The sequence below is a fragment of the Ruegeria sp. BE9 genome (genome assembly GCF_056538765.1).
Map to the genome: position 1 here is coordinate 321,891 of NZ_JBQFTS010000003.1, position 12,789 is coordinate 334,679.

Consider the following 12,789-nt stretch of genomic DNA (forward strand, 5'->3'; position numbering starts at 1 on the left):
ATATTCAGATCAAGAGGGTCGTAACCCGCACGCAAATGAGTTAGCGGCGGATGCCCAACTTTTTGATCAGGTCCTGATAGCGTGCTTCTTCTTTGCCCTTCAGGTAGTCCAGCAGCTTACGGCGCTGAGCAACCATTTTCAGCAGACCGCGACGACCGTGGTTGTCTTTCTTGTGGGTCTTGAAGTGCTCGGTAAGGGTGGTGATGCGCGAGGTCAGGATAGCAACCTGTACTTCAGGCGAACCGGTGTCGCCTTCTTTGGTTGCGAATTCTTTCATGACGCGTGCTTTTTCAGCGGCAGTAATCGACATCGGGGTCTCCTTTAAAGGTTAGAGTTAATGGCGCAGGCCGGGATGTCGTCCAGCACAGGCCCATGGAGAAACCCGCACCGATTCCGATGCGGATGGGCGCGTATAGGCGCATTTAGTGCAAATGGCAAAGGGATTCTGCGAAGTTAACCCAACCCGGTCAGCTGCGCCAGATCAGCCTCAGCGATCAGTTGTATGTCATCTGCGCTCAATCCTTCGGCCCCCAAAAGCTGCGCCACGTTCTGCCCGTCGATAAACACATAGGTCAGGTTTTCGTTTTCGGCGTCGGTTTCAATCTGGATATCGGGGTCTTCCTGACCGTCCCAAGAAACGAACAACTTGTCCTGACCCGGTTGAAAATCCGTAACCGTTACAGCCTCGTCTTCTGCTTCGACAAAGATATCATCCGCCCCTTCACCACCGGTTACAATATCCCTGGCATCGGCGTAGATCGTGTCATCCCCGGCGCCTCCGTTCAGGAAGTCTGGTGTATTTTCGTTTTCGCCGTCTTCACCTGACAGGGTGTCCTCTCCGCCGCCCCCAAAGAGGGTATCCTCTCCGGCTCCGCCGTGCAGAGTATCGTCACCAAACCCACCTTGCAGGGCGTCGTTACCATCGCCGCCTGACAGAGTGTCTTCTCCCTGACCGCCATACAGCTTGTCATCGCCTTCGCCCCCGTCCAGATGATCGTCGCCAAGGTGGCCATAGAGTGAGTCTTCTCCGTCATTGCCGGCCAACAGGTCATTGTCGCCTTCGCCATGCAAAACGTCATTCCCAAACCCGCCAGAGATTGTGTCCATACCATCTGCGCCGTGCAGCACATCATCACCGCCACCGCCGTCAATGATGTCGTCCGCAGCATATCCGTTGATCTGATCGTCACCATCCAGCCCGGTCAGCACATCCTCGCTATCGGTGCCCGCAATGATCAGGTCACCGTCATAGTCAGAAAGGATCGTTTCTGTTGAAACCGTGGGGTCGTCGTCCTCGGCCGTCACCTTGCCATCTGTTTTGTCTTCGGGAGTTTCGGGCTCCTCAACGTTTTCACCGATGTCGAGAAAGTTGCCATCGGTAACTTCGTCGGACGTGTCATCGATAACGTCTTCATCCTCAAGTTCTTCCTCGGGGACGAAGGCATCGCTTAGGGCATAAGCAGCGCCGCCAACAGCAGCCAGGCCCAGAAACCCGATCAGAAACATGGGAACCCTCCGTGAACGCATTGCTCCGAGGATGGAATATCCCATGATCTCAATTGCTTGGTCAAAGCCAGCTTGGACTTTTGGTTAACCCTTTGTCACCAGCGTTCAGGCTGTTGTGTATAGGCGATATAGAGCGGATGTTTCGGGTGACCGGCCTTGGTCAGACCAAGGTGAAACAGCGGTTGCCCCGTGCCGCGCAGCAGGGTTTCTACAGCGGGCCCACGCTCTAGGTGGGAGCCGTGGGTGCCCCAAGCGGCGATGACCTGATCGGCCCACTGAACACCATCCAGAATGGCCGCGTCATTCGCGGGTCCCACTGGGTCTGCAGCAGCGCGCATCTTACGCGGGTCAGTGTCGCGCCAGGCAAAGATATTGGTCACCTGAAAAGCGCCAAACCCCAGCGCCCGCGCGCGACGTTCACACCGCTCGACCGTCGGGTCGTTCTGCACTTCGGTAGCGGTCGAGGGGTTCAGCATGACGAACAGCGCTTTGCGTCCAGCCGGGTCCCAGATGCGGGTCAGGCTATAGCGATACTTTTCGCAATCGGAGTAGATGGCGGTCGAGGGCGCATCGCCCTTGGTATGGGAACGGGTGATCATGCCACTCGCCTAACACGGAGTTCAGACGACGAACACCCGGCTGGGATGCAATTCGCCCGATTTGTAGATGCCCACCGCCACAGCCTTGCCATCCAGCGAGGCCCATGCCTCATCGCCGTACTCCACGTCCGAGGCCAGAACCATGCCCGGGTTGCCATTGCGCAGCCGAGTCGCGCCTTCGGGGGTGCATTTCAGCTCGGGCAGGTCGGCGAGGCCGGTTTCCAACGGGTGAAGATAGTCGTCCAGTGCGGTGGTTTTGGCCATCTCGTCGATCTGTTCGATGCTCAACCCATCTTCGACCTCGAACGGGCCGGACCAGATTCGGCGAAGTTCGCGGACGTGGCCGTGGCAGCCGAGCGCCGCACCCAGATCGCGCGCGATCGAGCGGACATAGCCACCTTTGCCGCAAGTCATTTCTAAAACAACATAGTCTTCGTCCGGGCGGTCGATCAGAATCAACTCTTCGACCCACAAAGGACGGGCCGACAGTTCCACATCCTCGCCATCGCGGGCCAGTTTGTACGCACGCTGGCCGTCGATCTTAACGGCCGAGAATTTGGGCGGCACCTGCATGATGTCGCCCAGAAACGGGGCCAGTGCCTGTTTGATATCGTCATCCGAAGGGCGCACATCGCTTTGCGCGATCACCTCGCCCTCGGCATCGTCAGTGTTGGTGGCCTGACCCAAACGCACGGTGAAGGTGTAAGCTTTCAAAGCGTCGGTGATGTAGGGAACGGTCTTGGTTGCCTCACCTAAAGCGACGGCTAGCACGCCGGTTGCCTCGGGGTCCAGAGTGCCCGCATGGCCCGCCTTCTTGGCGTCCATCGCCCAACGCACTTTGTTGACCACAGCGGTCGAGGTCATACCCGCAGGCTTGTCCACTACCAGCCAACCGGAAATGTCGCGACCCTTGCGTTTGCGTCCCATCTTGCACCTTGCCCTTTACTGAGGCGCGCGAGTTAGCGGATCACTCTGTCGCTGTCAATTTGTGGGGACGTCTTCGACGACACCCACGATTGGCCCCAACGAAAAGCCGACATCGGACCTGTTGCTCGCCCGTTCATACATACGCGAGATATTGCCATCAAAGAACAGTGCATTTGGCGTTTTCAAAACGTCCCGAAACAGGCTGCCGAATTCGTGAAAGGTCACATAGTCTTCCGAGATCGCGAACACTGTGCGCGTTCCGTCCTCACTTGTGCCAACGCCGTTGCGGATATAGCGCGACGTCGAATCGGGTAGGAAGCGGGGATGGAGTTCACCGTCGATCACCAACATCGGGCCCGACTGAGATGCAAAGCTGCACTCAGGTGCTTGATCGACAAAGTCCAGCGTCTCAAACACATCGGCGCGGCCTTCGCGAATGCAGAACACTCCGTTCGGCAGCAGGCCAAAGTTTCCCGGCCCCGGGTTGGGGATCACGCGCATTTGCTCTTGCCCATTCTCGACATAGTGGCCGACGGGCGAGCGGTCGTCATGATACATGCCAGCGTTCATCGCAAACACCAGTCGTTTGCCGCTGGGCGCAAGTGCGTTATTCACCGAAGAGAAATGCCCCAGGAGGTCGCCGTTCTCATCATTCAGAAACAGGCGCAGGTCTTCGCTGGCCGCATCCACTTCACAAACAGTATACCGCTTGTCCTCATGGGTCACCTTTTCACAGGTGACCGCCGAGGCTTGCGCAGCCCAAAGAGCCGCGCACAGAGTTGCCAGCGCTCGGATCACTCGTCCAGATCGCGGCGCACCGCGTCCTGTTCGAACATGCGGCGGGTGTCATCCAGACGATCAAACGTGTCATCCAGGCGGAACCGCAGATCGGGCGAGAATTTCAGGTTCAGTTTCTTACCAATGACGCGCCGCAGCTCACCCTTATTGCGGGCAAGCAGTTCGATCACGTCATCTTGTCCTTTGCCGCCCAACGGCAGCACATAGGCGGTAGCGATCTTGAGATCGGGCGAGGTGCGCACCTCACCGACAGTGATCGACATGCGGTTCAGGTCGGGGTCGTGGACATCTCCGCGCGCCAGAACCTCGGACAGGGTGCGACGGATCAGTTCGCCGACGCGCAACTGTCGTTGGGACGGGCCGGGGCCATCGTGGAATTTGTTCTTTGCCATACAACCCGATCTAAGCGCAAAGCAGGGCTTTGCCAAGCGGCCTCGAACCGGGTAGGAGGCTTTGAGCCGACAAATGCGAAAGGACCAGCGCAATGACCCATATTCCGGGGATCGTCATCACAGGGGCTTCGGGCCGCATGGGGCAGATGCTGATCAAAACCGTGACTGACAGCGAACACGCGCGTCTGGTTGGTGTTGTTGAGCGTTCGGGCCATGACTGGATCGGTCAGGACGTTGGCACGGCGATGGGCGGTCAGGCGCTGGGCGTCACCGTAACCGATGACCCGTTAGAGGCTTTTGCGCAGGCGCAGGCGGTGATCGACTTCACCGCGCCTGAAGCAACGCTGGAATTTGCTGCTTTGGCCGCACAGGCGCGCTGCGTGCATGTGATCGGTACTACCGGCATGACCGATGAACAGATCGTGGCGCTGGAACCGGCAGCACGCCACGCGGTGATCGTGCGGGCTGGGAATATGAGCCTTGGCGTCAACCTTCTGGTGCAACTGACCAAAAAGGTTGCCGCTGCGCTGGATGAGGATTTCGATATCGAGGTGATCGAAGGCCACCATCACCACAAGGTCGATGCGCCCTCAGGCACTGCGCTGATGCTGGGTGAGGCCGCTGCCGAAGGGCGCGGGGTCAATCTGGCGGATGTCTCTGACCGAGGTCGTGACGGTATCACCGGCGCGCGTCAACGCGGCAATATCGGCTTCCACGCCATTCGTGGTGGCGACATCGTCGGCGAACACGACGTCCTGTTTGCAGCCCCAGGCGAACGCATCGTCCTACGCCATCTGGCCACCGACCGCGCTATCTTTGCCCGCGGCGCGCTGAAGGCGGCGCTGTGGGGGCAGGGTAAGGCCCCCGGTCAATATGACATGGTGGATGTGTTGGGGCTGTAAGTACCGTCACCTGAACGCAGTCAAACCGGGCGGCTCCGCACCGTCCTGTGCGGCTTGTGCAAACAAGGCACCCAGCCGCTGATCCCAGGTCGGAAACTGGCCGGTCACCGCATAGGTCAGGCGCTCGGCCCCGATGGAGATTCCCAGCGGTGCGGCCTCTCCACCGATGACAATCTCACCGATTTCGGTCCAGTTGGTCGATGGGGGATAGGCCGTTGGGGCAGGTTCATCCGTTTCCCCCACGCGATAATAGACGCCCATGGTCACGATGTAGTCATCGCCAAACGGATCGGGGAAGAAGAAGCCAGATGCATCTCGGGCAGCCAAAGCTTCGGCCTCGTCTCGCAACAGCACCTTTTCCGTAAAATGCAGGCCGATCTCGTCCAGCACAGGACGCAAGGCATCGGATTGCGGGACGCTGACAAAGGCGATGCGAGATGGGTCGAGGTCAAACCCCTCGGTCAAAAGGCGTATCATTAGACGGGTCGTGGCCGGACCATCGGCATCTGCGGGATGACAGCCGACCTCATGAAACAAGGGTAACACGTCCGGGCGGTGTTGTTCATCCACATCCGCGACCCGCGCCAAGGGCTGGATGACAAAGGCGTTGGACGGCAGCACGGACTGATCGAAATCGTGTCGCAGCCCACCGTTATAGTCTGAGACTCCCGATACAATTGAAAGCGCGTCGGATTCTGTGAAACCAAGCTCGGCAAATAACGCTCTCAGGCGCGTGAGCGTTTCGCTGAGGTCCTGTTCGAAGGCCTCATTCGGGTCCGCTGCGGCAAGCGTGACGCGCGGCAGCAGCGTTCCGACCGTTGCCGCGGTTCCCAGTTGGACAATTTTACGTCTGTTCAGGCCCACTTGTGCCTCCCATGCCTATAGGACTTGGGTCGAGCGTATCACAGATGTTGGCGGCAAGGGTTAAGGGATTCTGAAAGCGGTGTCAGAGGTCCCTGATCTTGTCCGCCCGCAACGGGCAGGCGAGGTAAACGCCAAATTCCTTGCCGATATCCGCGCTGACCCGCGCATGGACCGCGCCTTGCCGGTCAAGGAAGCGCTGGTTGTCCTCTACGGGGAAAATCCCCTCATGCCAGATGCCGGGGTGGATGTAGAGCCCACGCGAGCCATCGCACCAAAAGGCCACAACCTTTTCGGGCGTCAAGTTATCTCCGGGCAGGGCGGCTGGGATGATGAAGGGCTTGTTGTCCAACGGCCAGAACATTTGCCCGCCATCGGGGTGATAATTCATATGCCACAACAACACCTGGTCACGTGGTGCGGTTTGACTGTCTGCCTGCGCCTGTTGCGGGTCGGTGGACCAGCCCAGAACGTAGTGGCCGTTCACCGCTTCGTTTTGGCCGTAGAGTACATCGCCTTTCCATTCACCATGGAACGTACCCTCGACCCAGCCACCTTCATCACCGGTGCCTTCGTCGATGGGGCGCCAGCCTTGTTGCGGCCAGCGGGTGATTTCGATCTCGAACCCTTCTGGGTCGTCGACCAGGCAGCCGTAGCCTTTGACTGACTCGTCCGTGGCGCGGATCAGCGGAACCTCGTGCCACGGCAGCGACGGCTTGCTGCTAGCTTCAAAGATATACTCTGGCGCGTTCATGAGACCCCCATATGCTTATCAACCATACGCTGCACCATCGGTGCGAAATGGGCATAGTCTGGTGTTTCCATGTCCGGGCGCTTGCCCGCTTCATCCAGATAGCGGACCTGAATGATTTCCTTCAGGTTCGGGTTAGCCTCGAATTCGGCGACTTCCTCGGCACTCATCGGGCCGCCCTGAAGCTCTAATGTATGGACCGAGGCGTCGGACAGTCGGTTGAAATACTCGGGCTTGGTGGCGCAGAGGTAGCGTTTGGCCGCCACATGGTAACGGCAGCAATCAGTGATAACTGACGGGAAAAACTGTTCCAACACAGCGGCACCTGCGTCCTCGTGGTGGCGGTCTTCGGTGTCGTCTGGGTGATAACTGCCAAATTCTGAGGTGAAGTGACCGATATCATGCAGCAGCGCGCCAACGACGATTTCCTCGGGCATCCCGTTCTGTTCAGCGATGGTAGCACCCTGCAGCATGTGCTCGGCCATGGTGACGGGCTCGCCCAGGTATTCCTCGCTGCCGCGGCGGGTGAATATGTCCCCGATGAAATCGACGATATTACCGCGGTTCAGGGTCGAATAATCCGGTTTCATTCTGCCGCCTCCGGTTGTGCCATATCCATTGCTGCCAACGTGGAGAGCAGTCCGTCCTTGTCAGCGTAGCAACCCTGTAGCCATCGTGATCCTGCGCCAGAGTAGCCCAGTCGCGCGTGCAGAACGCGGGTGTTGTCGACGATAAAGCTTTCACCCGGTTCCAGCTTGAACGAAACGCCCATTGCTGGATCATCGATAATCTCACCCAACTGGCGATAGGCGGCGTAATAGGCTTCCATCTGATCAAACGGGATATCAACCAGTGGCGCGGTCGAGCGGTTGTTGAAGCGTATTCCAACGAGCTCACCATCCGGCGACAGTTCGATCATGGGGCGGCGTGACCGCAGGCAGACCCCGTCCGAACCTTTGTATTCAAACCTTGCCGGGTAACCGGCGAGTAAAGCAAAGCCCTCTGGGTTCTGATCGCGCAGTTTCTCGGCTGCGCGGAAGCCGTCAACGACGATCGAGTCGCCCCCTTCGGCACTGTTTTCCAGGCAGTACAGGATTTGCAGTGTCGGCACCGGATCACGATAGGGGTTATCGGTGTGTGCCTGCAAACCTAGCCCTGTAAAGGCAAGGTTTGTGGGGTTCACCTCTGTCCGGACTTCGAAATAGGGGCCATAGTTGGTTTCGCGTACATAGCCGAACAGATCGGCGACTTTCAGCAAGGATTCCGGTTCGGTCGGGCCGTTCGTCAGTTTGGCAAACCCGAACTCGGCGACCGAGGCCAACCAGTCACGCTTGGCGGCGGGGCTGGCGTGAACCGCGTTCCAATCAGCGCTGGGCGCGTCGATGCCGCGCTCCCATGTGGTGATACCGGGTGCGGTGCGGCCGGTGTCTTGTACCGAGTCGCAGTCATAGACGTGGTCTGCCAACCAAGTGGCGGGGTAGATCACGGTTTTGTCTTCTGGCTGGAAAGTGACGCTTAGGTCACCATTCAGGATTTCAGCGGCGCTGATTGAAATGTCGGCGGGAATATCGCCGACAGTGATCAGGCGCTGACCGTTGCCCGGTGCGCGGGTCTCGGGGTCTTGCGCGTTGTCACGCAGCCAGATTGCATGGAAGCGAGCCTTGCTACCGGTGTCGAACTCAATGGTCAGAACCGAGGCGTCATGGGTGGCGGTGCGCAGCATGGGGGGGGGTCTCCTGTTCAGCGCGGCTTTGCTTGAGGAAATACGCGTCCCGTGGCATTACGACAATTAATCCTTATTGCTGCTGAGGCTTGGAAAATCTTATGGCTAAGAAAAAGATCGGATTGCCGCCTTTGGATTGGCTACGCGTGTTCGAAGCAGCCGGGCGGTTGGGTGGATTTTCAGCCGCTGCCAAGGAGTTCGGCCTGACGCAGGCTGCGGTCAGTCAAAGGATTGCGAACCTTGAGGCTTGGCTGGGCCGAACGCTGTTTGTACGCGAGGCGCGGGGCGTGTCGTTGACCGTTGAAGGTGAAAGCTACCTGCCGCTGGTTCAGGACAGTTTGCAGGCGTTGGAACGCAACACCGAGGATCTGTTCGGCAAATCCCCGCGCGAGTTACGCGTGGCGGGCCTGTCATCACATATTTACGCTCTGGTTCTGCCGAACCTTCCCGAGTTTCTGAAAGAGCGACCCAAAGTTCAGGTCCTGACGGATTCCGTGGCGCGGCGGTCATCGTTGGATGAAGAAAAAACGTGGCTGCAAATACGCTACGGACGCGGTGCGTGGCCGGGTCGAGAGGCCGCTTTGGTCGCACAAGAGGTTCTGGTGCCGATGGCCGCCCCTGGTGTCGCCTGGGGTGCAGATCTGGTCGACCAGCGCGGTGAACGGCCGGGTTGGCGCGAATGGGCTGCAGCGGCAGGTATGAGCGAATTGCCTCCTGCCCGAGTCAGCTTTGACTCAATGGGCCACGCAATCGCTGCGGCCCGACAAGGGATGGGCGTGGTTCTGGGCTCGGTTCCGTTGGCATCAGGGCACTTGAGGACCGGGCAATTGTGCAGGCTGGACCTGCCTGAGCTAAAAACGCGTGAGGGGTATTGGCTGACCTGGCCCGAAGATCGAGTGCGATCCAAAAAACAGCGGGCCTTGATCGATGCTTTTCTGCAGGCGCTGCGGGGGTAATGATCAGAAGTCGATCGCGATGCCCTTCTTCTCCCAATCGCCGTACCGAGCGGGGTCAGGACCGTCGCGTCCGCCCAATTCTTTGGGCATTTCTTTGGCTTCGGCCTCTGCCTTTTTGCGGCGTTCTTCCGCCTCGGCCAATGCGCGTTGCGCGGCGGGAGGCAGGTCTTTGCGATCGTCACTCATGACTTCGGGTTCCTTTCCGTGCACGGTCTTGATATACGCCCCCGTCCGCAATTGGCAATGCGGGTGAGGGTCACATCAAAGGCGGTTCCATGTCCGACAACGCAACAGCGGCGCGACGCAGCGCGATCTATCTGCTGGATCAAATTCTGGGCGAAGGACGGTTGCTGTCCGAATGTCTGGCCGCAGGTGCACTGGACCGGTTGGACCCCGAGGACCGAGCGCGTGCGCAACGGCTAACGCTTGAGACGCTGCGCGGACTCGAACGGGCAGATCGCCTGCTGGACAATCACCTGAACCGCACGCCTGCGCTGACCGTCCACAATGCACTACGCCTTGGTGCCGTCGAGCTGTGCCACGGCGAGGCTGCGCATGGCGTAGTCAATTCCATGGTCGAGATCGTGGGTCGCTCACGGAAACACGGGCGCCTCAAAGGTTTGGTGAACGCGGTATTGCGCAAAGTGGCTGCCGAAGGGCCCGAAGCGTGGCCAAAGATGCGGGTGCCGCGCCTGCCCGAATGGTTGCGAGAGCCTTTAGTAATGGGTTGGGGGGCAGAGGCTGTCGCAGGCATGGAGCAAGCACATTTCGACGGTGCTCCGCTGGATATCACCGTAAAGCCAGGGGCAAGTGGCCCCGGAGACACTTTGCCGACCGGGTCGCTGCGGATGCAGGATGCAGGGCAGGTGTCGAACTTGCCGGGGTTTAGCAAGGGCGATTGGTGGGTGCAGGACGCGGCTGCGGCTTTGCCGGTGCAGGTTTTGGCACCGAAAGCTGGTGAAACTGTGCTGGATCTGTGTGCGGCACCGGGTGGCAAGACGCTGCAGCTGGCAGCAGCCGGAGCGAAGGTCACCGCACTGGATATTTCGGAATCACGGCTGGAGCGTGTACGCGAAAATCTCAAACGTACGGGCCTGACGGCAAATGTCGTAGCGGGCGATGCTCTGGAACATAGTGGGCAATATGATGCTATCTTGCTGGACGCCCCTTGTTCTGCCACAGGAACTATTCGCCGCCATCCGGATTTGCCGTTTGCAAAGGATGGATCTGAATTCGGCGGTTTGATCGAACTTCAGGCGCAAATGTTGGCCCATGCTTGGACCCTTTTGAAACCCGGCGGGCGGTTGGTTTATTGCACATGTTCCCTTCTGCCAGATGAGGGTGAGGTGCAGGTCGAGGAAGCGCTGGATCAGTATCCCGATATGTTTGTGGACCGCGAAGCATTGAACCTTGCCGGCGTCGAAGCGTCCTGGATCACCGAAGAGGGCGGCCTTCGCCTGCGGCCCGATTATTGGGCGGATCGCGGTGGGATGGACGGGTTCTATGTGGCGTGTTTGAACAAATCGACCTGAAGCGACGCTTTTCGATGACTTGACGATCTCACCGGTCTATCGTTGTTTCAGGCGCCAGCAGAGCGCAAGGGGCAGAGTAGCGAGCGTCATGTCGAACTCAGATACCATGACCAACCGATGGACGCGGTTTCAGAACCGTCTCTATGCGCGGCTCAGCCAGCGGCGCAAAGCGGTCACTGGTTTCGTAGGGGACCCCGAACCACGCACAGTCGGGTCGTTTGCACGAGGTCGGCAGCTGGTCGCGGGAAATCTGCTGTTCGCGGGTTACCTGGTTGAAGCACAGGATACCAACCTGTGGGACGTCACTGCCCCCAGTACTGGTTTTGATGACGAACGTCACGGCTTTGCCTGGTTGGACGATCTGGCTGCTGTCGGTGACATGCGAGCAAGGGAAAAAGCGCAGCGCTGGGTCTGGGGTTGGATTGAGGCGCATGGCCGAGGGCACGGTCCGGGCTGGGCGCCTGACCTGACTGGTCGGCGTGTCATGCGTTGGATCAATCACGCGGTCTTTTTGTTGCGCGGCGCAGACGAGGCTCAAAGCCGCGCGTTTTTCCGTGCTTTGTCCCAACAAACATGGTTTTTGTCCAAACGCTGGTCTGCCGCCACTCCGGGTTTGCCGCGGTTCGAGGCTCTGGCCGGGTTAGTTCAGGCTGGTCTGGCCCTTGAGGGCCTGGAGCAGATGGCTGATCCCGCGTTGCGGGCTCTCGCACGGGAATGCGAGAGACAGATCGATAAGCAGGGTGGTATCCCAACGAGAAACCCAGAAGAGCTGTTAGAAGTTTTTACCCTACTCGCCTGGACCTCTGCGGCACTCAGCGAACTGGGGCGGGGAACGCCTGGCGCACAGGCCGACGCGATAAAGCGTATGGCGCCAACTTTGCGCAGCCTGCGCCATTCGGATGGCGGGCTTGCGCGCTTTCATGGTGGCGGTCGTGGCGTGGAAGGGCGGCTGGACCAGGCTTTGGCTCAAAGCGGGATCAAACCGAACCTGGCTAAGGGTTTGGCAATGGGTTATGCCCGGCTTTATGCCGCGCGCACCAGTGTGATCGTCGATGCCAGTGTGCCGCCCAAAGGCGCGGCGTCTTACAACGCGCACGCCTCGACGCTTGCGTTCGAGCTGTCGTCTGGTCGCCGCCCTTTGATTGTGAATTGCGGGTCTGGTGAGAGCTTTGGGGCAGAGTGGCGACGCGCGGGACGTGCGACCCCGTCTCATTCAACTCTGTGCTTGGATGGGTATTCCAGCGCCCGACTGGCGGAGCCGACGTCAGGCACCGAGAACGAAGCTTTGATTGATGCGCCCAAAGATGTGCCGGTCGATTCTGAAGATGCATTCGAAGGCACACGTTTTATGGTTGGGCACGACGGCTACACCAATGTGTTTGGCCTCACCCATGCCCGCACGTTCGAGCTGCGGTTTGATGGTCGTGAATTGACGGGTGAAGATATACTTTTGACCACAACCGACAAAGCCAAGCGCCAATTCGATAAGGCCTTGGACGCGTCGGGCTTAAAGGGCGTTAGCTACGATGTCCGGTTTCACCTACATCCTGACGTGGATGCGGCCATCGATTTGGGTGGCGCGGCCGTGTCGATGGCGCTTAAAAGTGGTGAGATCTGGGTTTTCCGCCATGATGGTGTTGCAAAATTATCTGTTGAACCAAGTGTTTATCTTGAAAAAGGCCGATTAAAGCCCCGCGCGACAAAACAGATCGTTCTATCCGGGCGCGCAATGGAGTATGCGACGCGCATCCAGTGGACGTTGAGCAAGGCACAGGATACAGCCTATGCCGTGCGCGACTTGCACCGGGACGAGCCCGAGTTTGACTGACGCCAAAAGGACCT

The 12,789-nt window shown here is 59.1% G+C and carries 15 protein-coding genes; 4 read left to right on the forward strand and 11 right to left on the reverse strand.

All coding sequences use genetic code 11. The annotated features are described in order from the left end of the window. Positions 1-40: 40 nt before the first annotated feature. From rpsO to rbfA, 6 genes are all read right to left on the reverse strand, one after another. Positions 41-310 carry a 30S ribosomal protein S15 gene (gene rpsO / locus ACR0EO_RS12525; protein WP_039528663.1) on the reverse strand — a complete coding sequence of 90 codons (270 nt, stop codon included), beginning with the start codon at positions 308-310 and terminating at the stop codon, positions 41-43. A 143-nt stretch (positions 311-453) separates the two neighbouring features. Further along, complete coding sequence (locus tag ACR0EO_RS12530) at positions 454-1,506, reverse strand: calcium-binding protein (RefSeq protein ID WP_480690358.1); 1,053 nt, start codon at positions 1,504-1,506, stop codon at positions 454-456. Between the two features lie 95 nt (positions 1,507-1,601). Further along, positions 1,602-2,105 carry a DUF1643 domain-containing protein gene (locus tag ACR0EO_RS12535; protein ID WP_480690360.1) on the reverse strand — a complete coding sequence of 168 codons (504 nt, stop codon included), beginning with the start codon at positions 2,103-2,105 and terminating at the stop codon, positions 1,602-1,604. Between the two features lie 21 nt (positions 2,106-2,126). After that, positions 2,127-3,032, reverse strand: a complete 906-nt coding sequence (gene truB, locus ACR0EO_RS12540) for a tRNA pseudouridine(55) synthase TruB (protein WP_480690362.1) — start codon at positions 3,030-3,032, stop codon at positions 2,127-2,129. Between the two features lie 54 nt (positions 3,033-3,086). Next, the gene (locus ACR0EO_RS12545; RefSeq protein WP_480690364.1) at positions 3,087-3,830 is read right to left on the reverse strand and encodes a phosphodiester glycosidase family protein; all 744 of its coding nucleotides are present in this window, start codon (positions 3,828-3,830) and stop codon (positions 3,087-3,089) included. Further along, positions 3,827-4,222, reverse strand: coding sequence for a 30S ribosome-binding factor RbfA (rbfA, locus tag ACR0EO_RS12550; RefSeq protein WP_170387673.1), 396 nt, complete (start codon positions 4,220-4,222; stop codon positions 3,827-3,829). The genes ACR0EO_RS12545 and rbfA overlap by 4 nt, the downstream gene beginning before the upstream one ends. Positions 4,223-4,314: 92 nt before the next feature. Here rbfA and dapB point away from each other — a divergent pair, with 92 nt between their 5' ends. Next, positions 4,315-5,124 (forward strand): 4-hydroxy-tetrahydrodipicolinate reductase, encoded by an 810-nt coding sequence (gene dapB / locus ACR0EO_RS12555; RefSeq protein WP_480690366.1) that lies wholly within the window; start codon positions 4,315-4,317, stop codon positions 5,122-5,124. A 6-nt stretch (positions 5,125-5,130) separates the two neighbouring features. Here dapB and ACR0EO_RS12560 read toward each other — a convergent pair whose 3' ends face one another. From ACR0EO_RS12560 to tmpA, 4 genes are all read right to left on the reverse strand, one after another. Beyond that, positions 5,131-5,988: a hypothetical protein gene (locus ACR0EO_RS12560; RefSeq protein ID WP_480690368.1), complete on the reverse strand. Its 858-nt coding sequence runs from the start codon at positions 5,986-5,988 to the stop codon at positions 5,131-5,133. Between the two features lie 82 nt (positions 5,989-6,070). Beyond that, positions 6,071-6,739, reverse strand: coding sequence for an ureidoglycolate lyase (locus ACR0EO_RS12565; protein ID WP_480690370.1), 669 nt, complete (start codon positions 6,737-6,739; stop codon positions 6,071-6,073). Further along, entirely contained in the window at positions 6,736-7,326 is a 591-nt protein-coding gene (tmpB, locus tag ACR0EO_RS12570) for a (R)-1-hydroxy-2-trimethylaminoethylphosphonate oxygenase (protein ID WP_480690372.1), read from the reverse strand. The genes ACR0EO_RS12565 and tmpB overlap by 4 nt, the downstream gene beginning before the upstream one ends. Further along, positions 7,323-8,459 (reverse strand): 2-trimethylaminoethylphosphonate dioxygenase, encoded by a 1,137-nt coding sequence (gene tmpA, locus ACR0EO_RS12575; RefSeq protein WP_480690374.1) that lies wholly within the window; start codon positions 8,457-8,459, stop codon positions 7,323-7,325. The genes tmpB and tmpA overlap by 4 nt, the downstream gene beginning before the upstream one ends. 101 nt (positions 8,460-8,560) lie before the next feature. Here tmpA and ACR0EO_RS12580 point away from each other — a divergent pair, with 101 nt between their 5' ends. After that, on the forward strand, positions 8,561-9,415 hold the full coding sequence (locus ACR0EO_RS12580; protein ID WP_480690376.1) for a LysR family transcriptional regulator: 855 nt from the start codon (positions 8,561-8,563) through the stop codon (positions 9,413-9,415). Positions 9,416-9,418: 3 nt separating this feature from the next. Here the strand turns inward: ACR0EO_RS12580 and ACR0EO_RS12585 are convergent, their stop codons facing one another. Next, positions 9,419-9,601: a DUF1674 domain-containing protein gene (locus ACR0EO_RS12585; protein ID WP_170326393.1), complete on the reverse strand. Its 183-nt coding sequence runs from the start codon at positions 9,599-9,601 to the stop codon at positions 9,419-9,421. A gap of 89 nt (positions 9,602-9,690) precedes the next feature. Here ACR0EO_RS12585 and ACR0EO_RS12590 point away from each other — a divergent pair, with 89 nt between their 5' ends. Together ACR0EO_RS12590 and ACR0EO_RS12595 are read left to right on the forward strand one after the other, a co-directional pair. Next, positions 9,691-10,947 carry an RsmB/NOP family class I SAM-dependent RNA methyltransferase gene (locus ACR0EO_RS12590; RefSeq protein ID WP_480690378.1) on the forward strand — a complete coding sequence of 419 codons (1,257 nt, stop codon included), beginning with the start codon at positions 9,691-9,693 and terminating at the stop codon, positions 10,945-10,947. Positions 10,948-11,035: 88 nt separating this feature from the next. Further along, on the forward strand, positions 11,036-12,775 hold the full coding sequence (locus ACR0EO_RS12595; protein ID WP_480690380.1) for a heparinase II/III family protein: 1,740 nt from the start codon (positions 11,036-11,038) through the stop codon (positions 12,773-12,775). The last annotated feature ends 14 nt before the right edge of the window (positions 12,776-12,789 follow it).